This is a genomic window from Pantoea sp. X-Soil-ISGK-355, assembly GCF_059730805.1.
Window position 1 is genome coordinate 705,081 of record NZ_AP035971.1, and the last position, 23,291, is coordinate 728,371.

Below are 23,291 nucleotides of genomic sequence, written 5' to 3' on the forward strand. Positions count from 1 at the left end.
AATCGAGAATCTGATGAGTGACTATAAATCTACCCTGAATTTGCCGGAAACGGGATTCCCGATGCGTGGCGATCTGGCCAAACGCGAACCGGGAATGTTGCAACGCTGGTATGCCGACAACCTGTACGGCATCATCCGCGAAGCCAAAAAAGGGAAAAAAACCTTTATCCTGCATGATGGCCCTCCGTATGCGAACGGCAGCATTCATATTGGTCACTCTGTTAACAAGATTCTGAAAGACATTATCGTTAAGTCGAAAGGCATGGCGGGTTATGACTCGCCATATGTGCCGGGCTGGGACTGTCACGGTCTGCCAATCGAACACAAAGTTGAGCAGATGATCGGCAAGCCAGGCGAGAAAGTCACCGCCGCTGAATTCCGTGCCGCGTGCCGCAAGTATGCTGCTGAACAGGTTGAAGGCCAGAAGGCCGACTTTATCCGCCTGGGCGTGCTGGGCGACTGGGATCGTCCTTACCTGACCATGGATTTCGGCACCGAAGCCAACATCATCCGTGCGCTGGGTAAAATCATCGGCAACGGCCACCTTCATAAAGGCGCGAAGCCAGTGCACTGGTGCCTGGATTGCCGTTCAGCCTTAGCAGAAGCGGAAGTGGAGTATTACGACAAAACGTCACCGTCAATTGATGTGATGTTCAACGCCATCGATGCCGACGCGGTGCGTCAGGCATTTGGCGTAGCACAGGTCAATGGCCCAATCTCACTGGTGATCTGGACAACGACGCCGTGGACATTACCAGCTAACCGCGCCATCTCTCTGCATCCTGAATTTGAGTACCAGTTGATCCAGATCGAGGGCCGTGCCCTGATCCTGGCGAAAGAGCTGGTTGAGAGCGTCATGAAGCGCGCCGGTGTCAGCGAATGGCAGGTACTGGGCGAATGTCAGGGCGCTGCGCTGGAGCTGCAGAAATTCCAGCATCCGTTCCTGGCGCTGGCGTCGCTGGTGGTGCTGGGCGATCACGTGACGCTGGACGCGGGTACTGGTGCAGTTCACACCGCTCCAGGCCACGGTCCGGATGACTATGTCATCGGTCAGAAATATGGCATCGAAACGGCGAATCCGGTCGGACCGGATGGCACTTATCTGCCAGGCACATATCCGACGCTGGATGGGATTAACGTTTTTAAAGCCAACGACATGATCGTTGAGCTGCTGAAAGAGAAGGGCGCGCTGCTGCACGTTGAGAAACTGCTGCACAGCTACCCGCACTGCTGGCGCCATAAAACGCCGATCATCTTCCGCGCCACGCCGCAATGGTTCATCAGCATGGATCAGAAAGGACTGCGTGCGCAGTCGCTGAAAGAGATCAAAGGCGTACAGTGGATCCCGGACTGGGGCCAGGCGCGTATCGAATCGATGGTAGCGAACCGTCCTGACTGGTGTATCTCCCGTCAGCGTACGTGGGGCGTCCCAATGGCGCTGTTCGTTCATAAAGAGAGCGAAGAGCTGCACCCGGACACGCTGGCGCTGATGGAGAAAGTGGCGCAGCGCGTTGAGCAGGATGGGATTCAGGCCTGGTGGGATCTCGACCCGCGCGAACTGATGGGCGACGATGCCGATCATTACGTTAAAGTGCCGGATACGCTGGATGTCTGGTTTGACTCCGGTTCTACCAGCTACTCCGTGGTGGATGCGCGTCCTGAATTTGGCGGACATGCGCCTGATCTCTATCTGGAAGGCTCCGATCAGCATCGCGGCTGGTTTATGTCCTCGCTGATGATCTCCACGGCGATGAAGGGCAAAGCGCCTTATCGTCAGGTACTGACGCACGGTTTCACCGTGGATGGTCAGGGCCGCAAGATGTCGAAGTCGATCGGCAACACCGTTGCACCGCAGGATGTGATGAACAAACTGGGCGCCGATATTCTGCGTCTGTGGGTGGCCTCAACCGACTACTCGGGTGAAATGGCGGTCTCCGATGAGATCCTCAAGCGCTCTGCCGATGCCTATCGTCGTATCCGTAACACCGCGCGTTTCCTGCTGGCTAACCTCAGCGGCTTCAACCCGGCCACCGATCTGGTGAAACCGGAAGAGATGGTGGTGGTGGATCGCTGGGCAGTGGGTCGCGCACAGGCGGCACAGGCCGATATCATTGCCTCTTACGAGAACTACGATTTCCACGAAGTGATCCAGCGTCTGATGCAGTTCTGCTCAATTGAGATGGGCAGCTTCTATCTCGACATCATCAAGGATCGTCAGTACACCGCGAAAGGCGATGGCCTGGCGCGTCGCAGCTGTCAGACCGCGCTGTGGCATATCGTCGAAGCGCTGGTACGCTGGATGGCACCGATCATGTCCTTTACAGCGGATGAGATCTGGGGCTACCTGCCAGGCGAACGTGCACAGTATGTCTTCACCGAAGAGTGGTATCAGGGTCTGTTTGGCCTGGCAGAAGATGAAGCGCTGAATGACGCCTACTGGGCTGAGCTGCTGAAAGTGCGTGGCGAAGTGAACAAGGTGATCGAGCAGGCGCGTGCGGATAAACGTATCGGTGGCGCACTGGAAGCGACGGTGACGCTCTATGCCGATCCGGAACTGGCTGCTAAGCTGCAGGCGCTGGGCAATGAGCTGCGTTTTGTGCTGCTGACCTCTGGCGCACAGGTAGCGGATTACGCACTGGCGAATGACGAAGCGCAGCAGAGTGAGCTGCTGAAAGGTCTGAAAATCGCGCTGCACAAGGCGGAAGGCGAGAAATGTCAGCGCTGCTGGCATTACACTACCGACGTCGGACAGAATCCTGAGCATGCTGAGGTCTGTGGTCGTTGTTACACTAACGTAGCCGGTGACGGCGAACAGCGTGAATTTGCCTGATGCGTAAACCTATTTTATCAACCGGATTGCGCTGGCTGTGGCTGGTGCTGGTGGTGATTGTTGTCGACTTCGCCAGTAAGCAGTGGGTGATGAACAACATGATGCTGCATGAAACCCAGCCGCTGATGCCTTATCTGAATCTGTTCTACGCGCACAACTATGGCGCGGCGTTCAGTTTCCTGGCGGACAAAGGCGGCTGGCAGCGCTGGTTCTTTGCCGGTATTGCGCTGGCTATCGTGATCTCGCTGGTGGTGATGATGTACCGCAATCACGCCAGCCAGAAGATGGCTAACATCGCCTATGCTCTGATCATCGGCGGCGCGATAGGCAATTTGTTCGATCGCTCATACCATGGCTTTGTGGTCGATTTTATCGATTTCTATGTCGGTAACTGGCACTTCGCTACATTTAATATCGCTGACTGCGGCATCTGTATCGGTGCGGCATTGGTGGTGCTGGAGGGCTTTTTCAGCCCGAACGGCAAACAGGCTAAACAGAAAGGGTAAGTGATGACTGAGTGCGTACAGCGCGAAAGCGCGGTGTTGGTGCATTTTACGCTGAAGCTGGAAGATGGCTCGACGGCGGAATCGACCCGTGCAAACGGCAAGCCCGCGCTGTTCCGTCTCGGTGATGGCAGCCTCTCTGCAGCACTTGAGCAGGCACTGCTGGGGCTGAAAGCGGGTGAAACTAAACAGTTTACCCTGGAACCGGACGACGCCTTTGGCGGCGTCAGCCCTGACCTGATCCAGTATTTCTCGCGTCGGGACTTTATCGATGCGGGTGAGCCGGAAGTGGGAGCCATCATGCTGTTCAGCGGCATGGGCGGCAGTGAAATGCCTGGCGTGATCCGTGAAATCTCCGGTGACTCTATCACTGTGGATTTCAACCATCCGCTGGCAGGTCGTCGTATTCAGTTTGATGTAGAGGTGCTGGAAATCGATCCCGCACTGGAGGCCAACGATGCAAATCCTGTTAGCTAATCCGCGCGGCTTCTGCGCTGGCGTTGATCGTGCCATCAGTATTGTTGAGCGCGCGCTGGAGATGTATGGCGCGCCCATCTACGTCCGTCACGAAGTGGTGCATAACCGTTATGTGGTAAACAGCCTGCGTGAGCGCGGTGCCATCTTCATTGAAGAGATCAGTGAAGTGCCGGATAACGCGATTCTGATCTTCTCCGCGCACGGTGTTTCTCAGGCAGTGCGTGCCGAAGCTAAAGCGCGCAATCTGACTATGCTTTTCGACGCCACCTGTCCGCTGGTGACCAAGGTGCATATGGAAGTGGCACGCGCCAGCCGTAAAGGCGTTGAGGCAATACTGATTGGTCATGCGGGGCATCCGGAAGTCGAAGGCACCATGGGGCAGTACAACAACCCTAATGGCGGCATGTATCTGGTGGAGTCACCGGAAGATGTCTTCAGACTGACCGTCAAAGACGAAAACAATCTGAGCTTCATGACGCAGACCACGCTGTCGGTGGATGACACCTCTGACATCATTGATGCTTTGCGCCAGCGCTTCCCGGCGATTATCGGGCCGCGTAAAGATGATATCTGCTACGCCACCACCAACCGTCAGGAAGCCGTTCGTACGCTGGCGAAAGATGCGGAAGTGGTGCTGGTGGTAGGGTCGAAGAACTCCTCGAACTCCAACCGCCTGGCCGAACTGGCACAGCGTGCCGGTAAGCTGGCGAAGCTGATCGACTCTGCGGATGATATTCAGGAAGAGTGGGTAAAAGGCGTAGCCTGTATTGGTGTAACCGCGGGTGCCTCAGCCCCCGATATTCTGGTGCAGCAGGTGATCCAGCGACTGCGTGAGCTGGGTGGCGAAGCGGCGATTGAGCTGATTGGTCGTGAAGAGAATATCGTCTTCGAAGTGCCAAAAGAGCTACGTGTCGACGTACGCAACGTGCAGTAGCGTTCTGATTTACCTGCTAAAAAGGCCGACTCTGTTCGGCCTTTTTTGTTTTTTTGGTCAGACAGAAAAGACTGTTTTTTGCGGGCGTAATTGCTTTTACTGATAATCACAGGCGGCTGGCATAAAATTCTTATTATCACGGATTAATAGTGGCGTGACTGTTAACTCGTCGTTAACCTGATGACGCTTTGTATGCATAGATTTGCTTTAGGAATGAATAAATATGAACACTATCCGGATTGCTATTGTGGGCGCGCCGGGCCGAATGGGCCGTAATCTGATTCAGGCGACACAGCAGGCAGAGGGCGTAGAACTGGGTGCAGCACTGGTACGCCCGGGTTCATCGCTGACGGGCAGCGACGCTGGTGAATTAGCAGGCATCGGGAAGAATGGCATCCTCATCGCAGACGATTTACGCGCGGTGATTAACGACTTTGATGTGTTGATCGACTTCACCCGGCCGGAAGGCACGCTGGAGTATATGGCGATCTGCCGTGAGCAGGGTAAAGCGATGGTCATTGGCACCACCGGTTTTGATGAGGCAGGCAAAGCGGCCATTCGTGCGGCGGCGGAAGATATCGCCATCGTGTTCGCCGCTAACTTCAGTGTGGGGGTTAACCTGGTGCTGAAGCTGCTGGAGAAGGCCGCTAAAGTGATGGGCGAGTATGCGGACATTGAGATCGTTGAAGCGCACCACCGTCATAAAGTGGATGCGCCGTCTGGCACCGCGCTGGCGATGGGGGAGGCAATAGCCGACGCGATGCAGTGGAAACTGGATGAGCATGCAGTCTATACACGTGAAGGCCATACGGGTGAACGCCAGCCACAGACCATCGGTTTTGCGACGGTGCGCGCAGGTGACATCGTCGGTGAGCATACGGCGATGTTTGCAGATATTGGCGAGCGAGTAGAGATTACCCACAAGGCTTCGAGCCGTATGACCTTTGCAAATGGCGCAGTTAAGTCGGCTTTATGGTTGAAAGATAAGAAATCAGGGCTTTACGATATGCGCGATGTGCTGGATTTGTCGATGTTGTAAGTGTTGTGAACCATCGTGATGTGGTTATTTCAATCGTTAATAACTTGATTGAAAAGGGGCAATGATTTTATTGCCCTTAATTTTATCTAAAAACCAGGGTTAGGGTGTAATATTCTGCTCTGACGCTTATTTTTATCCATTTATGTCCTTTTATTACCCGGCTGGATGCTATTTTTGACCATTTGGTCAAAAATAAAGAGGCGGTTGCGCTAATTTAGTTTTTAGGCTGCCTGGCAAACGATTATTTAGCCGAGTTTTCCCCTCTTTTTGCCGCTCATGCCCGTTTTTTTCCTCATAAGGCAGATAAGTATGAAAAAATTCCACTGCAGGGTAGACAATGACCAGGGCGATCATTAGAATGCGCGCAATTTGCCAAAAATCGACAATTCAGGCGGTTTTTGCATTGATTCAGGCGGCTATTTTGAATTAATATGCAGATATATTGACTGTTTATTCCCTGGAGGATGTTTTGATCAAGTCAGCAATCCTGGTTCTGGAAGACGGAACCCAATTCCACGGTCGGGCCATAGGGGCAACAGGATCGGCAGTGGGAGAAGTCGTTTTCAACACTTCAATGACCGGTTATCAAGAAATCCTCACTGATCCTTCCTATTCCCGCCAAATCGTCACTCTCACTTATCCCCATATCGGTAATGTCGGTGCTAATGCCGCCGACGAAGAATCCAGCCAGATTCATGCGCAGGGCCTGGTTATTCGTGACCTGCCGCTGATTGCCAGCAACTTCCGTAGCGAAGAGGGCTTATCTGCTTACCTGCAGCGCAACAACATCGTGGCGATTGCCGATATTGATACCCGCAAGCTGACGCGCCTGCTGCGTGAGAAAGGGGCGCAGAACGGCTGCATCATTGCGGGCGATAATCCGGATGCTGCGCTGGCGCTGCAAAAAGCCCAGGCGTTTCCGGGACTGAAAGGAATGGATCTGGCGAAAGAGGTCTGCACTACGGAGACTTACAGCTGGCAGCAGGGCAGCTGGACGCTGGACGCGGGTCTGCCAGAGCAGGCTACTGCGGAGTCGCTGCCTTATCATGTAGTGGCTTACGATTACGGCGCTAAGCGCAACATCCTGCGCATGCTAGTCGATCGCGGCTGTCGTCTGACCGTGGTTCCGGCACAGACACCTGCCGAAGAGGTTCTGAAGCTGAGTCCTGACGGCATTTTCCTCTCCAACGGTCCCGGTGACCCGGAGCCGTGCGACTACGCGATCAGCGCGATTCAGTCCTTCCTGAAGACAGAGATTCCGGTGTTCGGTATCTGCCTGGGGCATCAGCTGCTGGCGCTGGCCAGCGGGGCTAAGACCGTGAAGATGAAGCTCGGCCACCACGGCGGCAACCATCCGGTGAAAGATCTCGAAAAAAACCGCGTGATGATTACCGCGCAGAACCACGGTTTTGCGGTCGATGAGAACAATCTGCCTGCGAACCTGCGTGTCACCCACATTTCGTTGTTCGATAAAACGGTGCAGGGCATTCATCGCACTGATAAGCCTGCATTCAGCTTCCAGGGACACCCGGAAGCCAGCCCGGGTCCGGGTGATGCCGCACCGCTGTTTGACCACTTTATTGAATTGATTGACGCATTCCGTCTGCAAGCGAAGTAATCAGGAGCTAATACATGCCAAAACGTACAGACCTAAAATCCATCCTGATTCTTGGTGCCGGTCCGATTGTGATCGGCCAGGCCTGCGAATTTGACTATTCCGGTGCGCAGGCGTGTAAAGCGCTGCGTGAAGAGGGTTACCGCGTCATTCTGGTAAACTCGAACCCGGCGACGATCATGACCGACCCGGAAATGGCCGATGCGACCTACATTGAGCCGATTCACTGGGAAGTGGTGCGCAAAATCATCGAAAAAGAGCGCCCGGATGCGGTATTGCCAACGATGGGCGGACAGACAGCGCTGAACTGTGCGCTGGAGCTGGAGCGTCATGGCGTGCTGGAAGAGTTTGGCGTCACGATGATTGGCGCGACGGCTGATGCGATCGACAAAGCGGAAGATCGTCGTCGCTTCGACGTGGCGATGAAAAGCATCGGTCTGGATACCGCGCGCTCCGGCATTGCGCACACCATGGAAGAAGCGCTGGCCGTGGCAGAAGATGTTGGCTTCCCGTGCATTATCCGTCCCTCATTTACTATGGGCGGAACCGGTGGCGGCATCGCCTACAACCGCGAAGAGTTTGAAGAGATTTGCGAACGTGGTCTCGACCTCTCACCAACCAATGAGCTGCTGATTGATGAGTCGCTGATTGGCTGGAAAGAGTATGAGATGGAAGTAGTGCGCGATAAAAACGACAACTGCATCATCGTCTGCTCAATTGAAAACTTCGATGCGATGGGGATCCACACCGGTGACTCCATCACGGTGGCGCCTGCCCAGACGCTGACCGACAAAGAGTATCAGATCATGCGTAACGCCTCGCTGGCGGTACTGCGTGAAATCGGTGTTGAGACCGGTGGCTCCAACGTGCAGTTCTCAGTTAACCCGAAAGATGGTCGCCTGATTGTCATCGAGATGAACCCACGCGTGTCGCGCTCTTCGGCGCTGGCGTCAAAAGCGACTGGCTTCCCGATTGCTAAAGTGGCGGCCAAACTGGCAGTCGGCTACACCCTCGACGAGCTGATGAACGATATCACTGGCGGTTTAACACCAGCCTCGTTTGAACCGTCAATCGACTACGTCGTCACCAAGATCCCGCGTTTCAACTTTGAGAAATTTGCCGGTGCCAACGATCGCCTGACCACGCAGATGAAATCGGTGGGTGAAGTGATGGCGATTGGCCGTACTTTCCAGGAGTCCATGCAGAAAGCGCTGCGCGGCCTGGAAGTCGGCGCTAACGGTTTTGACCCGAAAGTGCACCTTGATGACCCGGAAGCGTTAACCCGCATCCGCCGCGAGCTGAAAGATGCCGGTTCAGACCGCATCTGGTACATCGCTGATGCATTCCGTGCCGGTATGTCAGTAGATGGCGTGTTCAATCTGACCAACATTGACCGCTGGTTCCTGGTGCAGATTGAAGAGCTGGTACGGCTGGAAGATCAGGTGGCAAGCGAAGGGGTGAATAGCCTGGATGCCACGTTCCTGCGTACTCTGAAGCGTAAAGGCTTTGCCGATGCGCGGCTGGCGACGCTGGCAGGTGTGGCTGAGAGCGAAATCCGCAAGCTGCGTCAGCAGTTTAACCTGCATCCGGTTTATAAGCGGGTGGATACCTGTGCCGCCGAGTTCGCGACGAATACGGCCTATATGTACTCCACCTATGAGGAGGAGTGCGAAGCCAACCCGAGTCCGGATCGTGAAAAAATCATGATTCTGGGTGGTGGGCCAAACCGTATCGGTCAGGGTATCGAATTCGACTACTGCTGCGTTCATGCCGCTCTGGCGCTGCGTGAAGATGGTTACCAGACCATTATGGTGAACTGTAACCCGGAAACGGTCTCGACCGATTACGACACCTCTGACCGCCTCTACTTTGAGCCGGTCACGCTGGAAGATGTGCTGGAGATTGTGCGCATCGAGCAGCCAAAAGGCGTCATCGTACAGTATGGCGGTCAGACCCCGCTGAAACTGGCGCGTGCACTGGAAGCCGCAGGCGTACCGGTTATCGGCACCAGCCCGGATTCTATTGACCGTGCGGAAGACCGTGAACGTTTCCAGCAGGCGGTTGATCGCCTGAAACTGAAGCAACCAGCTAACGCCACGGTAGCGACGCTGGAGCAGGCAGTCGAGAAAGCGGCTGGCCTGGGTTATCCGCTGGTGGTGCGTCCTTCCTATGTACTGGGTGGCCGTGCCATGGAGATCGTCTACGACGAGATCGACCTCAGACGTTACTTCCAGACGGCAGTCTCGGTTTCCAATGATGCGCCGGTACTGCTGGATCGCTTCCTGGATGATGCTGTCGAAGTGGATGTGGATGCGATTTGCGACGGTGAGCGGGTGCTGATTGGCGGCATTATGGAACACATTGAGCAGGCTGGTGTTCACTCCGGTGACTCCGCCTGTTCACTGCCGGCCTACACGCTGAATCAGGAGATTCAGAATGTGATGCGCCAGCAGGTTGAGAAACTGGCGTTTGAGCTGAACGTTCGTGGCCTGATGAACGTTCAGTTCGCGGTGAAAGACAACGAAGTCTATCTGATCGAAGTGAACCCACGTGCAGCGCGTACCGTTCCGTTCGTCTCTAAAGCGACCGGTGTACCGCTGGCGAAAGTGGCTGCGCGCGTGATGGCAGGTAAAACACTGGCAGAGCAGGGCGTGACGGAAGAGGTGATCCCGCCTTACTACTCGGTCAAAGAAGTGGTGCTGCCGTTCAACAAGTTCCAGGGCGTTGACCCGATTCTGGGTCCAGAAATGCGCTCCACTGGTGAAGTCATGGGTGTGGGCCGCACATTCGCTGAGGCGTTCTCCAAAGCGATGCTGGGTGCCCAGAGCAATATGAAGAAGTCAGGCCGTGCGCTGCTGTCTGTGCGTGAAGGCGACAAGAAACGTATCGTCGACCTGGCCGCGAAGCTGCAGAAGTTTGGTTTCGAACTGGATGCGACTCACGGCACCGCGGTGGTGCTGGGCGAAGCGGGCATCAACCCGCGCCTGGTCAACAAGGTGCATGAAGGACGTCCGCACATTCAGGACCGCCTGAAGAATGGCGAGTATAGCTACATCGTCAATACAACGGCGGGTCGTCAGGCGATTGAAGATTCGAAGCTGATTCGCCGCAGCGCACTGCAGTATAAAGTGCATTACGACACCACGCTGAACGGCGGCTTCGCCACCGCGATGGCGCTGAATGCAGACCCGACGGAACAGGTTATCTCCGTTCAGGAAATGCATGCCCAGATAAAGGCGATGTAAGGTAATGTAATGTGAAAAACGGCTCCTTCGGGAGCCGTTTTTTTTGCCACTTCTCTGGCGATAATCCGAAATTGAGGTCCAGGAAGAGTCTGGAGTTTGCGTTAAAGTAACTGATTTGGCTTAATTTTTTAGCTATAGGTGCGAATAACGCCGGTTCGCACAAATTTATAAGATAAACACTTCCTGTGCGGATTTTTCGCCAGTACTATGCCTGCCGCTCATCACTGGAGCGTATCAGGACATAAATAAAAAATGAAAATGCGTACTTTTTCTCTGAGTGCAGTGGCTGCACTGATGGCTATTCTTCCTTTCGCCAGCCAGGCGGAAATTACCCTGTTGAAACAGGATCCGCAGGCGGGCGATCCACTTAGCCGTCTTACCCTGAATGTTGGCGGCAGCATCCGTGCTCAGGTCAATCATCAGACCGGCGTGGATGACAAATCCTACAAGCGCGACGGTTTCGATGGTGGCACCCGTTTCCGTTTTGGCGCTGACTATTACCTGTTTGATGACGTGAGCTGGATCAGCTACTACGAGCTGGGTGTTAACGTACCGGCGGTGTTCAGCTGGGATCGTCACTATGCCGATGGTGCCAATAACACCACGCGTCGCCAGCTCTACACCGGTCTGAAAAGCAAAACCTGGGGTCAGCTTACCTTTGGTCAGCAGAACAGCGTCTATTATGACACCGTGGGCGCCAAAACGGATATCTGGGATTACGACATGATCGGCCAGGCACCGGGCAACGGAATCAACGGCGACTACGATGGATCTTACCGTTCACGTAAGCAGCTGAAGTACAAAAACAGCTTCGGCGACGCGGATATCTACGCTTCTTATCTGTTCGAAGATAACGAGTATCTGCCAGGCAACGGCCTGCGCTATAAGCGCAAAGGCGGCGGCTCACTGGGCGTGGATTACCACATCACTGAGGATCTGAGCTGGGGCACGGCGTGGAACTACACTCGCGCGGCGATGCGTAATCCGAACAACGGCGACAGCCGCGATTACGACCAGAACATCTACGGCACCGCTCTGAGCTGGACACCAGGCAACTGGACGCTGTCAGCCGGTGGCGGCTGGTATCAGAACTTCATGACCACCAAACGCAAAGATGTGCATGACTACTTTGCTGGCGATGCGTGGGGCATTGAATATTTCGCCGGTTACAAGATCCCGGTGGCGCAGTACGGTCTGAAAGCCATCCAGCCTTATGTCATGGGTGACCGCATCGAGTATGCGACTGGCCGTGATTACCAGCGCATCGACAACGGTCTGGGTGTGACGCTGTTCCTCGACTACGGTTTCCGTGTTGATTACGAACATGTCTTTACCTCCAGCACCGATAACCTGGGTGATATGAATCTGGTGCGTCTGCGCTACGACTTCTGATAACCCTGACGGCTCCTGCGGGAGCCGTTTTCTTTTGCGCACGCTTTTTGTGCCAGCCTGAGGCCAGTCGCTGGCGCGCTGCGGCAAACTGACGCGATTACGCGGTGAAAAACGCTGCACAGGCCGCGAAAAACGGCATCATGAAAAGCTTTACGCAAATAGACCTTTCCCCCTATCGACGAAAGTTTCACCTTTACGTATCATGGCGCCAATTTTTTTCAGTGAGTGGTTAACATGATTAGTCTTATCGCGGCATTAGCAGCAGATCGCATTATTGGAATGGAGAACGCCATGCCGTGGGACCTGCCTGCAGATCTGGCGTGGTTCAAGTGCAATACGCTGAAGAAACCGGTGATTATGGGGCGATTGACCTTTGAATCCATTGGCCGTCCGTTACCTGGACGACTGAACATTGTTGTCAGCAGTAAGCCAGGCACCACAGAAGGCGTGACCTGGGTTACGTCGCTGGATGAGGCGTTACAGGCAGCCGGAGACGCTGAGGAGATCATGGTGATTGGCGGTGGCCGCGTCTATGAGCAGATGCTGAAGCGTGCCGATCGTCTTTATCTGACGCACATTGATGCGGAAGTAGAAGGTGATACGCAGTTCCCGGATTACGAGCCGGACGAATGGCAGTCCACTTTCAGCGAATTCCACGACGCTGATGAGCAGAACTCTCACAGCTACTGTTTTGAGATCCTCGACCGTCGCCGTTAATCCTCTTTCCGCCTGGCTGTAACCTGGCTGTCATCTCTGTTCATTAGCATTGCTTCTTTTCTGGGATCGTCATAAAGGAAGCAATCAATAATGAAAACCGAACTCTCCGCATTAAGCACTGACCGCCTTCGTGATCCACATCGTCGTAAATTTCTTGCCGGTTCCGGCGCGATAGGGCTGACCGGCTTTCTCAGCGGCAGCCTCACGCTTTCAGGAAACGTACTGGCGCAGACAAAGCCTGCCGGCAGCCCACTGCTGGGCTTTCAGGCGATTGCCGCATCTACGGCCGATGAGGTTGTGGTCGCACCGGGCTATCGTGCTGACGTGCTGATCTCCTGGGGTGATCCGCTGGTGAATGGCGCGGTCGCGTTTGACCCGCACGGCAACAATAGCGCAGAAGATCAGGAAAAGCAGTTCGGTGACAACAACGATGGGATGAGCTTCTTCGCGATTAATGACCAGCGTGGCGTGATGGCGATTAACAATGAATACGTGAACGAGCCGACGCTATTTGCCCACGGCGGCAGTAAAGCGACCAGCCTGGAAGATGTCAAAAAGTCGCAGGCGGCGCACGGTATCTCCATCGTTGAAGTCAAACGGGGTGAGGACAATCGCTGGCAGGTGGTACGTCCTTCTGACTATAACCGCCGCATTACCGCCAATACCCCGATGCGCTTCTCCGGTCCGGCCGCAGGGGATAAAGCGCTGCAGACTGCGGCCGATCCGCAGGGAATGAATGTCCTGGGCACCTTTGGTAACTGCGCCAACGGCAAAACGCCGTGGGGCACCTATCTCACCTGTGAAGAGAACTACGATACCTACTTTGGTACCCATCAGGCCGACTTTACCCCGACCCCACAGCAGAAGCGCTATACCCTGAATGCCGCCGAGCCGGAGCGCAACTGGTCTGACTTTGATCCCCGCTTCGATATCGCTAAGAATCCCAACGAATTCAACCGTCACGGCTGGATCGTCGAAATCGATCCTTTCGATCCTCACTCCGTGCCGGTAAAGCGGACCGCGCTGGGCCGCTTTAAGCACGAGAATGCCGCCGTGACGGTCGCGAAAACCGGCCAGCTGGTGGTTTATATGGGCGACGACGAGCGCGGCGAATATATCTATAAATATGTCTCCGACGACAAGGTCATCCCGGATGATGCTAAAGCCAATCACGGACTGCTGGATAAGGGCACGCTCTATGTGGCGCAGTTCAACGGTGATGCGCAGGGCACACCGCTGAAAGGCACCGGGCGCTGGCTGGCGCTGAAGTGGGGCGAAAATGGACTCACCGCTGAAAAGGGATTCAATAGCCAGGCAGATGTTTTGATCAATGCGCGTGCGGCGGCCGATGTCGTTAACGCCACGCGGATGGATCGGCCCGAGTGGATTGCCGTTAACCCACACGATGGTCGTGCCTACTGCACGCTGACCAACAACAACAAGCGCGGGAATGAAGGCATGCCGGTCAATGCAGCGAATCCGCGGCCAAAAAATATTTACGGTCAGATTATCCGCTGGGATGAGAAGGGCGATGCCACTGCACAGACCTTTGAGTGGGATATCTATGCCTTGTGCGGCAACCCGATAGCACATCCTGAAGGGGTTTATCGCGGCACACCTAACATCACGGCGGAGAACACCTTCAACAGCCCGGATGGCCTGGGATTTGATGCGCAGGGGCGCTTGTGGATCCTGACCGACGGCAAGTACAGTAACAAAGAGGATTATCAGGGGCAGGGGAATAATCAGATGCTGGTGGGAGATCCTGACAGTGGAGAGATCCGCCGGTTTATGGTCGGCCCCAAATCGTGCGAGCTTACCGGTATTACCTTCACGCCCGACTACAAAACGCTGTTCGTGAATGTGCAGCATCCCGGTGAAGAGGGTGACTCACACTTTCCCAATAACAGCCCGCGTCCACGTTCGTCGGTGATCATGATCACCCGCGAAGATGGCGGCATTATCGGTGCATAAAACAGGATGCTGGCCTGACTGACCAGCATCGCCGTTATAACGCAGGCGGTGCGAGACTGTCGCTGGAGGCCAGCGCTTGTTCGCGATTGGAAGGCTGCACGACATAACGCTGATCTTCCCAGTGCAGCAGGGTTAGCGTTCCGCCCCAGCAGCAGCCGGTATCCAGACCGATAATGCCGTCTGGTGCCCCTTTGCCTTCCAGTGATGCCCAGTGACCAAACACGATGGTGTAGTCACGTGCAACCGGCCCCTCGATGTTAAACCAGGGTTTCAGCGGCGGAAGGGCGGATTCAGGGGCATCTTTGCAGATCATGTCCAGCTGACCGTTGGGGAAGCAGTAACGCATGCGCGTCAGGGCGTTGGTGCTAAAGCGCAGACGCGCCAGGCCGGTCAAATCCTCACTCCAGTTGTTCGGCATATCGCCATACATGGCATCCAGGAACAGCGGATAACTGTCGCTGGCGAGAACCGCTTCCACTTCACGCGCACACTTTTTCGCGGTTTCGATATCCCACTGCGGTGTGATACCGGCGTGGCCCATCACCAGTTTTTTCTCTTCATCAACCTGTAATAGCGGCTGACGACGTAGCCAGTTGATCAGCTCATCTGCATCGTCCGCTTCGAGCAGGGGGGTCAGGCGATCTTTAGGCTTGTTACGGCTGATCCCGGCGTAAACCGCCAGCAGATGCAAATCGTGATTGCCCAGCACCAGACGTACCGCGTCACCCAGCGATTTCACGTAGCGCAGGACGTCAAGGGAGCCTGGACCGCGTGCCACCAGGTCGCCGGTCAGCCACAGCGTATCCTGCTCAGGATTGAAATCGACCTGTTGCAGCAACGCACGTAATTCATCGTAGCAACCGTGAACATCGCCAATCAGGTATGTGCTCATAACGTTTTATCCATCAGGAAGGTGCCCGATTTAACGGGCAAAAAGCGTGTAAATCAATGAATGTGGGTCTGAATGGCGAGGCGGAACACCGGGATCTCGACGTGGAAGGTATCACCCTGTTCGTCGACCATCACGTAATGTCCCTGCATGGTGCCCATCGGCGTTTCGATCACCGCACCGCTGGTGTACTGAAATTCATTACCAGGCGCAATACATGGCTGTTCACCGACCACGCCTTCACCCTGAACCTCCGTTTCGCGGCCGTTACCATTGGTAATCAGCCAGTAACGTCCCAGCAGTTGCACAGCGGAACGGCCCAGATTGCGTATCGTAATGGTATAGGCGAAGACGTAGCGATCGTCATCCGGTGAGGATTGTGAGGCGACGTACTGGCTTTGCACATGGACGGAGACGCGGGCCGTTTCACTCATGACTTACTCCTGCGATTTTCCCTGATGATTGGCCAGCCAGTTCGCCAGCTGACAATATTGCGCGACGGAGACGTTCTCGGCACGCAGGGTTGGATCTATGGATAACTCTTCCAGCGCACCGGCAGCCACCATGTGGCTCAGGCTGTTGCGCAGCGTTTTACGTCGCTGGCCGAACGCTTCAGTGGTAATGCGGCTCAGAATACGCACATCGCTGACCGGATATGGTGGCTCGGCATACGGCACCAGACGCACCACGGCAGAGTCTACTTTCGGTGGCGGTGTAAAAGAGTGCGGAGGCACTTCCAGCACCGGAATGACCTGGCAGTAATATTGCGCCATCACCGTCAGACGACCGTAGGTCTTACTACCCGGACCGGCGACCAGACGATTGACCACTTCTTTCTGCAGCATGAAGTGCATATCTTTGATCGAACCAGTATAGCTGAAAAGGTGGAACATCAGCGGGGTCGAAATATTGTACGGCAGGTTACCAAATACCCGCAGCGGCTGGCCTCTCTCCTGCGCCAGCGCGGCGAAGTCGAAGGTCATGGCATCCTGCTGGAAGATAGTCAGTTTAGGGCCAAGGAACGGATGCGTTTCCAGACGCGCAGCGAGGTCGCGGTCCAGCTCTATCACCGTTAATTTATCGAGGCGTTCGCCGACCGGTTCGGTCAGGGCACCCAGGCCCGGACCGATCTCTACCAGCGCTTCATCGCGCTGTGGATGGATGGCGGAGACAATGCTGTCGATAATGTACTGATCGTTCAGGAAGTTCTGCCCGAAACGTTTACGGGCATAGTGCCCCTGATGGACGCGATTATTCATTACTGCTCTTGATCATAGTGATGGCGAGGTTAAGCGCCGTGATGAAGCTGCCCGGTTCAGCCTGACCCAGACCGGCGAGTTCAAGCGCAGTGCCATGGTCAACTGAAGTCCGGATAAAGGGCAGGCCCAGGGTGATATTCACCGCCCGGCCAAACCCCTGGAATTTGAGTACCGGCAGGCCCTGGTCGTGATACATCGCCAGCACCGCATCGGCATATTGCAGATATTTAGGCTGAAAAAGGGTATCCGCAGGCAGCGGGCCGGTCAGGTTAATGCCCTGCTGACGCAGTTCATTGAGTGCCGGCGTGATGGTCTCGATCTCTTCCCGACCCATGTGGCCGCTTTCGCCCGCATGAGGATTAAGACCACAGACGTAAATATGCGGCTCGGCAATGGCAAACTTCTGCTGCAGATCACGATGCAGAATCGTAATCACTTCATGCAGACAGTCGCGGGTTACCGCAGCGGGGACATCTTTCAGCGGCAGATGGGTAGTTGCCAGTGCGACGCGCAGCTCTTCTGTCGCCAGCATCATCACGACACGATGGCCGCCCGCGCGATCGGCGAAGAATTCGGTATGGCCGGTAAAGGCGATGCCGGCATCATTGATGACGCCTTTGTGCACCGGGCCGGTAATCAGGGCAGTGAACTCACCATCGAGACAACCGTCACAGGCGCGCGCCAGGGTGGCCAGCACATAGTCGCTGTTGGCGACGCAAAGCTCGCCGGGCGTGACCGGCGCTGCCGTTTCGATGGGCAGGATAGTCAGCGTACCCGCCTGCTGCGGCAATGCTGCCATGCCAGGCTGATAGGGACGCAGGGTCAGCGGCAAACCGAGTTGTGCCGCACGCTGCTGCAACAGGGCAGGTGAGGCGCAGACTACCAGTTCAACCGGCCACGACTGCTGGGCCAGCTGAACAGTAAGATCGGGACCAATCCCGGCAGGTTCGCCGGGGGTGATCACTACACGGGCATTACTGCGCATTGCCATCCAGAATCTTCACGTAGGCACTGGCGCGTTGTTCCTGCATCCAGGTCTGTGCTTCTTCTGCGAACTTACGGTTAAACAGCATACGGTAAGCACGCTCTTTCTGGGCTGCATCGGTTTTATCCACCTGACGGGTATCCAGCAACTGAATCAGATGCCAGCCGAAAGAGGAGTGAACTGGCTGACTCGTCTGACCTTTTTTCAGGCGCAGCAGTGCGTCACGAAACGCCGGATCAAAGACTTCCGGAGAGGTCCAGCCGAGATCGCCGCCCTGGTTCGCCGAACCCGGGTCATCAGAGTACTGTTTGGCCGCCGCGGCGAAAGTGGTTTTGCCACTGCGGATGTCAGCCGCGATCTGTTCCAGCTGCGCGCGTGCCTGTTCATCTGTGAGAATCGGCGATGGCTTCAGCAGAATGTGACGCGAATGCACTTCGGTGACAGAGACATTTTTGCTCTCGCCACGCAGGTCATTCACTTTCAGGATATGGAAGCCGACACCTGAGCGAACGGGTCCGACGATATCGCCTTTTTTCGCGGTCGCCAGCGCCTGCGCAAACAGGGTTGGTAACTCTTCGATTTTGCCCCAGCCCATGTTGCCGCCTTTCAGCGCTTGAGAGTCAGCAGAGTAGGTTACGGCCATCTTGCCGAAGTCCGCGCCATTTTTCAGTTCGCCAACCAGCTGTTTCGCCAGTGTTTCCTGCTCATCAACCTGCTGCTGCGTCGGGTTTTCCGGCAGCGGCAGCAGAATATGGCTGACGTTCAGTTCTGTCCCCTGACTGTTCTGAGAACCGATCTGGTTAGCCAGCGTATCGACTTCCTGCGGCAGAATGGTGACGCGACGACGCACTTCGTTATTGCGCACTTCAGCAATGGTCATCTCTTTACGGATCTGAGAACGATAAACGCTGTAATTCATGCCGTCATAAGCCAGACGACTGCGCAACTGATCAAGGCTCATCCTGTTCTGCGCAGCGATGTTCTGAATCGCCTGGTCCAGTTGCTCGTCGCTGATCTGGATCCCCGCTTTTTCACCCATCTGCAGAATGATGTTGTCCATGATCTGACGTTCCAGAATCTGATGGCGCAACGTTTTATCATCCGGCAACTGCTGACCTGCCTGCTGGGCCTGAGATTTAACCGTGCCCATCATGCCGTCCACGTCACTCTCAAGAACCACGCCGTTATTGACCACGGCTGCAACTTTATCAACGACTTGTGGTGCTGCGAACGCGGTGTTAGCACTGATTGCCACACCAAGAATCAGCATTCTCCAGTTCTTCATACTTTATCCATTGTTGGTTCCGCACTGCGGGATTGCCTGTCAAACATCACAACATCAGAAAGCGGGCTGGTAAGGGATAATGCCCTGACGCAGCATATCGTTGGTGCCTAAGCCATAGTTAGAACTCAGACCACGCAGCTCAATGTTGAATGAGATTTGGTTGTCATATTTACTGTCGTTGTTTTCCCAGCCGTTAATTTTGCGTTCGTAACCGACCCGGATCGCGTAACAGCATGAACTGTATTGCAGTCCAACCAGCTGCGACGCCGGACGCGTGTTGCGGGTATCGTAGTAGTAAGCGCCTACCACGGACCATGCATCCGCAATCGGCCAGCTGGCCGTAGTGCCCACCTGTGAAATCCCGTTTTTAAAGATAGGATTTGTCACCAGCGCACTGTTGTTCAGCGCCGTTGCCACATATTCCGGGCTGCTGTAACGGTAGCTCAGTTGCACCATACGGTCGGCATCACGACGGTATTCCAGTACGGTATTGCCCTGGGAGACGTTGTCGAGTTTGGTGTCATATTGCAGCCCACCTCTGACGCCCCAGCGATCGCTGATTTTCCAGTATGTATCACCAGCCCAAATCAGGCTGCCGGTATCATCTTCTTTACTGGTTTGATTCACACCAGTACGAGAAGGGGTAAACGAGTAGATTTGACCCACAGAAACGTTAAAACGTTCAACCAGATCGGTATCATAAATACGCGAGGTGACACCGGTAGCCACTTCATTGGCTGACGCGATGCGATCCAGCCCGCTATAAGTACGGTCGCGGAACAGACCGGTGTAGTCGGTTTGCAGCAATGTTGAGTCGTAGGGATAGATATTGCTTTGATTGCGGTACGGGATATAGAGGTACTGTACGCGCGGTTCCAGCGTCTGGGTATAGCCCGCAGCCGAGTTCATATCGCGGTCAAACACCAGCCGTCCATCCACTTTAAACTGCGGCAGGGTACGGTTGACCGACTCATCCAGCTCGCCGCTCTGATCACCCCTGAGGCCATTGGCCGCATTATTATAGTAATCAACGTCAGTCTGCTGATAGTGGGTCGCCAGGAACTTCGCTTCGGTATCCAGACTGGCCCAGCCGTTTGACAGCGGCAGGTTCAGCGTCGGCTCAATGTGCAAACGGGTCGCTTCAGGGTAGTGATCGCTGACGTTGGTAAATTTCACCGCCTGAGCATAGATCCGGCCATCAAACGGGCCAATATCGTTCTGATAGAGATTAACGTCCAGCTGCGGCATCGCGCGGTAAACGTTATCGCTGCTGCTATTGCCGAATACCTGGAAATCTTTAGTGGAGAGCGTCGCGTCCCAGTTAGTGTCGGCATAGCCTATGCTGAATTTCTGCGTGGCGTAGTTATCAGTCGAGCTGTAGTACTTCGAGTCGAGATCGTTGAAGTAATATTTGTCGCTGACCTTAGTGTAGTCCGCGTTGAAACGCCAGTGCTGGTCATAAACACCCGCATGACGCCAGTAGAACAGCCAGCGATCGGAGCTGTCATCGTCGGCGATGCCGCGCAGCGCTTTGTCGTTGTCATACTGTTTATCGGAGCCGAGGTAGTCAAATTCCATCAGACCGGCACCCAGCGTGGTCAGATAACGGAATTCATTTTCAAACTTCATGCCGCGCTTACTGATGTAGTGCGGCGTGATGGTCGCATCGGCCTGCGGCGCGATGTTCCAGTAATAGGGCAGAATGAACTCTAAGCCATTATTGCTGCCATATTTTGCGTTCGGGATCAGGAAACCGGACCGGCGACGATCGCCAATCGGTAACTGCAGATAGGGGCTGTAGAACACCGGAACGGAACCGAGCTTAAAGCGGGCGTTCCAGATCTCCGCCACTTCCTCTTCGCGATCCTGGATCACTTCTGAACCCACTACGCTCCAGCTGTTGGAGCCAGGCAGACAGGACGTAAATGTACCGTTTTCCAGGATGGTATAGCGGTTATCGCCGCGCAGCTTCATCTGGTCTGCAGTCCCGCGTCCCTGACGATCCACCATCTGGTATTGGCCATTCCAGACGTTGGTATCTTTGCTGTTGAGGTTTGACCAGGCTTTCGGACCTTTCAGGATGACCTGATTGTCATCGTAGTGCACATTACCCAGGGCATCGACGGTACGCACTGGCGCGGTCTGGCCTTCCTGCTGACGCTGATGAAGCTGAACTTCATCCGCCTGCATACGGCTGTTGCCCTGCTCAATGTTTACATTGCCGGTGAAGACCGCATCATCGGGATAGTTCCCTTTCGCGGCATCAGAGTGAATGGTGACAGGCAGCTGGTTCGTATTACCGTTCACCAGCGGGCGGTTATAACTCGGCACGCCTAACATACACTGCGACATCAAATCGTCGGCAAAGGCTTGCTGGCTAATGGCTGCGCCGATCAGTGTGGCCAGCAGGGTAGGTATATGTTTTTTCATACGCGGTATCGAGAATTCCATGAAAACTGGCATCATGCCGACAATCGGGTCAGAGACTAACTTACTGCCCGGCGTTGTGCCAGTGTTAATCCTGGTCTGTCAGCGTTGCCGTTAGGCGCTGAGATAAATGACAGGTATGATAATGCAATTTTCAGCCGCAAGCATGGCGAATTGAGGAGTTTATGCGCTACTGGGGAAAAGTTATGGGTCTGGCGGTGGGATTACTTTCCGGCGCAGGCTTTTGGGGTATTGTGATTGGCTTGATCATTGGCCATATGATTGACAAAGTACGCGGTGCGCAAGGCAAGGCTTACTTCTCAAATAATCAGACCCGACAGACGCTGTTTTTCAGCACCACCTTTCAGGTGATGGGCCATCTGACCAAGTCAAAAGGGCGCGTCACGGAAGCGGATATTCAGATTGCTTCGCTGCTAATGGAACGGATGCAGCTGCATGGTGACTCCCGCAGTGCAGCCCAGCGCGCGTTCCGCGAAGGCAAGCAGGCGGATTACCCGTTACGCAGTAAATTGCGTGAACTGCGCAGCGCCTGTTTTGGCCGGTTCGATCTGATCCGGATGTTCCTGGAGATCCAGATTCAGGCCGCCTTTGCCGACGGCTCACTGCATCCCAACGAGCGTCAGGTGCTCTATGTGATTGCTGAAGAGCTGGGCATTTCGCGTGTCCAGTTCGATCAGTTTCTGCGCATGATGGAGGGTGGCCAGCAGTTTGGCGGTGGTCAGCGCAGTTCGGGCGGTTTCCAGCAGGCGCAACGCGGCCCAACGCTGGAAGATGCCTGTAGCGTGCTGGGCGTGAAGAGCAGCGATGACGCCACCACGATTAAACGCGCGTACCGTAAACTCATGAGCGAGCATCATCCTGACAAGCTGGTGGCGAAAGGGCTGCCGCCAGAGATGATGGAGATGGCGAAGCAGAAAGCGCAGGAAATTCAGGCAGCGTACGATCTGATTCGCAAAGAGAAAGGCTTTAAGTAATCACTATGTCTCCTGGCCTCTTCTGCAACAGAGGAGGCCACGGTGACAGGCAGTAGATTTCAAAAATCGGCGGGCTGGCGAAACGTCATGGCATTACCAAATGCCGGATGGGTAATGGTCAGTGACTCTGCATGCAGCAGCAAACGGGCTGCCATCGCTTTAGCCTCCGGATGCGCATAGAAGTTATCCCCCAGAATCGGATGGCCCAGCGCCAGCATATGCACCCGCAGCTGGTGTGAACGGCCGGTAATCGGCTTCAGCAACAGGCGCGCACAGTTATCCGCACGATATTCCAGCACCTGATACTCCGTCTGCGCGGCTTTGCCGGTCTCGAAGCAAACCATCTGCTTTGGACGATTTGGCCAGTCACAAATCAGCGGCAGATCAACCAGTCCTTCTTCCTTCTCCGGATGCCCCCAGATGCAGGCCACGTAGGTTTTGGAAGGCTCGCGCTCACGGAACTGGCGCTTCAGCTCGCGTTCAGCCGCTTTGGTCAGCGCCACCACCATTACGCCGCTGGTCGCCATATCGAGCCGGTGAACGGATTCTGCTTGCGGGAAATCACGCTGTATCCGCGTCATCACGCTATCTTTGTGCTCATCCAGACGACCGGGTACCGAGAGCAGACCGCTGGGTTTGTTCACGACCATGATGTGTGCATCCTGATAAAGGATGTGCAGCCAGGGTTCACGCGGTGGGTTGTAAGGTTCCATGGGGCTTTCCAA

The 23,291-nt window shown here is 55.1% G+C and carries 18 protein-coding genes; 11 read left to right on the forward strand and 7 right to left on the reverse strand.

Annotation, left to right across the window (positions count from 1 at the left end; genetic code table 11):
• Positions 1-13: 13 nt before the first annotated feature.
• The 10 genes from ileS to AC6I8J_RS03100 all read left to right on the forward strand — a co-directional run bounded on the left by ileS (position 14) and on the right by AC6I8J_RS03100 (position 14,726).
• Positions 14-2,830, forward strand: coding sequence for an isoleucine--tRNA ligase (gene ileS, locus AC6I8J_RS03055; protein ID WP_497825079.1), 2,817 nt, complete (start codon positions 14-16; stop codon positions 2,828-2,830).
• The gene (gene lspA / locus AC6I8J_RS03060) at positions 2,830-3,336 is read left to right on the forward strand and encodes a signal peptidase II (RefSeq protein ID WP_003854827.1); all 507 of its coding nucleotides are present in this window, start codon (positions 2,830-2,832) and stop codon (positions 3,334-3,336) included. Before ileS ends, lspA begins: the two co-directional genes overlap by 1 nt.
• A 3-nt stretch (positions 3,337-3,339) precedes the next feature.
• Entirely contained in the window at positions 3,340-3,810 is a 471-nt protein-coding gene (gene fkpB / locus AC6I8J_RS03065) for an FKBP-type peptidyl-prolyl cis-trans isomerase (RefSeq protein ID WP_161731685.1), read from the forward strand.
• Positions 3,791-4,744, forward strand: a complete 954-nt coding sequence (gene ispH, locus AC6I8J_RS03070; RefSeq protein WP_003854823.1) for a 4-hydroxy-3-methylbut-2-enyl diphosphate reductase — start codon at positions 3,791-3,793, stop codon at positions 4,742-4,744. Before fkpB ends, ispH begins: the two co-directional genes overlap by 20 nt.
• A gap of 223 nt (positions 4,745-4,967) precedes the next feature.
• Positions 4,968-5,783: a 4-hydroxy-tetrahydrodipicolinate reductase gene (gene dapB / locus AC6I8J_RS03075; protein WP_161731682.1), complete on the forward strand. Its 816-nt coding sequence runs from the start codon at positions 4,968-4,970 to the stop codon at positions 5,781-5,783.
• A 469-nt stretch (positions 5,784-6,252) separates the two neighbouring features.
• On the forward strand, positions 6,253-7,401 hold the full coding sequence (gene carA / locus AC6I8J_RS03080; RefSeq protein WP_161731680.1) for a glutamine-hydrolyzing carbamoyl-phosphate synthase small subunit: 1,149 nt from the start codon (positions 6,253-6,255) through the stop codon (positions 7,399-7,401).
• Positions 7,402-7,415: 14 nt separating this feature from the next.
• Positions 7,416-10,643: a carbamoyl-phosphate synthase large subunit gene (gene carB, locus AC6I8J_RS03085; protein ID WP_161731678.1), complete on the forward strand. Its 3,228-nt coding sequence runs from the start codon at positions 7,416-7,418 to the stop codon at positions 10,641-10,643.
• Positions 10,644-10,895: 252 nt separating this feature from the next.
• Positions 10,896-12,035: a porin gene (locus tag AC6I8J_RS03090; protein WP_161731676.1), complete on the forward strand. Its 1,140-nt coding sequence runs from the start codon at positions 10,896-10,898 to the stop codon at positions 12,033-12,035.
• Positions 12,036-12,269: 234 nt separating this feature from the next.
• Positions 12,270-12,752, forward strand: coding sequence for a type 3 dihydrofolate reductase (gene folA / locus AC6I8J_RS03095; protein WP_161731674.1), 483 nt, complete (start codon positions 12,270-12,272; stop codon positions 12,750-12,752).
• 90 nt (positions 12,753-12,842) lie between these two features.
• Complete coding sequence (locus tag AC6I8J_RS03100; protein ID WP_161731672.1) at positions 12,843-14,726, forward strand: PhoX family protein; 1,884 nt, start codon at positions 12,843-12,845, stop codon at positions 14,724-14,726.
• 34 nt (positions 14,727-14,760) lie between these two features.
• On the opposite strand, the gene apaH is transcribed toward AC6I8J_RS03100, so the two are convergent.
• From apaH to lptD, 6 genes are read right to left on the reverse strand one after another with little or no spacing between them, the layout of a single operon-like run.
• Complete coding sequence (gene apaH / locus AC6I8J_RS03105; protein ID WP_497825080.1) at positions 14,761-15,618, reverse strand: bis(5'-nucleosyl)-tetraphosphatase (symmetrical) ApaH; 858 nt, start codon at positions 15,616-15,618, stop codon at positions 14,761-14,763.
• 53 nt (positions 15,619-15,671) lie between these two features.
• The gene (gene apaG, locus AC6I8J_RS03110; RefSeq protein WP_161731668.1) at positions 15,672-16,049 is read right to left on the reverse strand and encodes a Co2+/Mg2+ efflux facilitator ApaG/CorD; all 378 of its coding nucleotides are present in this window, start codon (positions 16,047-16,049) and stop codon (positions 15,672-15,674) included.
• Positions 16,050-16,052: 3 nt separating this feature from the next.
• Positions 16,053-16,874: a 16S rRNA (adenine(1518)-N(6)/adenine(1519)-N(6))-dimethyltransferase RsmA gene (gene rsmA / locus AC6I8J_RS03115; protein WP_161731666.1), complete on the reverse strand. Its 822-nt coding sequence runs from the start codon at positions 16,872-16,874 to the stop codon at positions 16,053-16,055.
• Positions 16,867-17,859, reverse strand: coding sequence for a 4-hydroxythreonine-4-phosphate dehydrogenase PdxA (pdxA, locus tag AC6I8J_RS03120; RefSeq protein ID WP_161731664.1), 993 nt, complete (start codon positions 17,857-17,859; stop codon positions 16,867-16,869). The genes rsmA and pdxA overlap by 8 nt, the downstream gene beginning before the upstream one ends.
• Entirely contained in the window at positions 17,849-19,144 is a 1,296-nt protein-coding gene (surA, locus tag AC6I8J_RS03125; protein ID WP_161731662.1) for a peptidylprolyl isomerase SurA, read from the reverse strand. The genes pdxA and surA overlap by 11 nt, the downstream gene beginning before the upstream one ends.
• 54 nt (positions 19,145-19,198) lie before the next feature.
• The gene (lptD, locus tag AC6I8J_RS03130; protein ID WP_497825081.1) at positions 19,199-21,574 is read right to left on the reverse strand and encodes an LPS assembly protein LptD; all 2,376 of its coding nucleotides are present in this window, start codon (positions 21,572-21,574) and stop codon (positions 19,199-19,201) included.
• Positions 21,575-21,756: 182 nt separating this feature from the next.
• Here lptD and djlA point away from each other — a divergent pair, with 182 nt between their 5' ends.
• Complete coding sequence (gene djlA, locus AC6I8J_RS03135; RefSeq protein WP_013356743.1) at positions 21,757-22,566, forward strand: co-chaperone DjlA; 810 nt, start codon at positions 21,757-21,759, stop codon at positions 22,564-22,566.
• Between the two features lie 59 nt (positions 22,567-22,625).
• Here djlA and rluA read toward each other — a convergent pair whose 3' ends face one another.
• A complete protein-coding gene (gene rluA / locus AC6I8J_RS03140) occupies positions 22,626-23,279 on the reverse strand; it encodes a bifunctional tRNA pseudouridine(32) synthase/23S rRNA pseudouridine(746) synthase RluA (RefSeq protein ID WP_161731658.1) in 654 nt (217 codons plus the stop codon).
• Positions 23,280-23,291: the final 12 nt, after the last annotated feature.

What these genes read in the sequence shown, in the direction of transcription:
- rsmA (WP_161731666.1), bottom strand. Translation starts at nt 16,874, where the DNA reads ATGAATAATCGCGTCCATCAGGGGCACTATGCCCGTAAACGTTTCGGG.
- dapB (WP_161731682.1), top strand. Translation starts at nt 4,968, where the DNA reads ATGAACACTATCCGGATTGCTATTGTGGGCGCGCCGGGCCGAATGGGC.
- ileS (WP_497825079.1), top strand. Translation starts at nt 14, where the DNA reads ATGAGTGACTATAAATCTACCCTGAATTTGCCGGAAACGGGATTCCCG.
- lspA (WP_003854827.1), top strand. Translation starts at nt 2,830, where the DNA reads ATGCGTAAACCTATTTTATCAACCGGATTGCGCTGGCTGTGGCTGGTG.
- apaG (WP_161731668.1), bottom strand. Translation starts at nt 16,049, where the DNA reads ATGAGTGAAACGGCCCGCGTCTCCGTCCATGTGCAAAGCCAGTACGTC.
- AC6I8J_RS03090 (WP_161731676.1), top strand. Translation starts at nt 10,896, where the DNA reads ATGAAAATGCGTACTTTTTCTCTGAGTGCAGTGGCTGCACTGATGGCT.
- pdxA (WP_161731664.1), bottom strand. Translation starts at nt 17,859, where the DNA reads ATGCGCAGTAATGCCCGTGTAGTGATCACCCCCGGCGAACCTGCCGGG.
- AC6I8J_RS03100 (WP_161731672.1), top strand. Translation starts at nt 12,843, where the DNA reads ATGAAAACCGAACTCTCCGCATTAAGCACTGACCGCCTTCGTGATCCA.
- folA (WP_161731674.1), top strand. Translation starts at nt 12,270, where the DNA reads ATGATTAGTCTTATCGCGGCATTAGCAGCAGATCGCATTATTGGAATG.
- carB (WP_161731678.1), top strand. Translation starts at nt 7,416, where the DNA reads ATGCCAAAACGTACAGACCTAAAATCCATCCTGATTCTTGGTGCCGGT.
- lptD (WP_497825081.1), bottom strand. Translation starts at nt 21,574, where the DNA reads ATGAAAAAACATATACCTACCCTGCTGGCCACACTGATCGGCGCAGCC.
- fkpB (WP_161731685.1), top strand. Translation starts at nt 3,340, where the DNA reads ATGACTGAGTGCGTACAGCGCGAAAGCGCGGTGTTGGTGCATTTTACG.
- surA (WP_161731662.1), bottom strand. Translation starts at nt 19,144, where the DNA reads ATGAAGAACTGGAGAATGCTGATTCTTGGTGTGGCAATCAGTGCTAAC.
- ispH (WP_003854823.1), top strand. Translation starts at nt 3,791, where the DNA reads ATGCAAATCCTGTTAGCTAATCCGCGCGGCTTCTGCGCTGGCGTTGAT.
- apaH (WP_497825080.1), bottom strand. Translation starts at nt 15,618, where the DNA reads ATGAGCACATACCTGATTGGCGATGTTCACGGTTGCTACGATGAATTA.
- rluA (WP_161731658.1), bottom strand. Translation starts at nt 23,279, where the DNA reads ATGGAACCTTACAACCCACCGCGTGAACCCTGGCTGCACATCCTTTAT.
- djlA (WP_013356743.1), top strand. Translation starts at nt 21,757, where the DNA reads ATGCGCTACTGGGGAAAAGTTATGGGTCTGGCGGTGGGATTACTTTCC.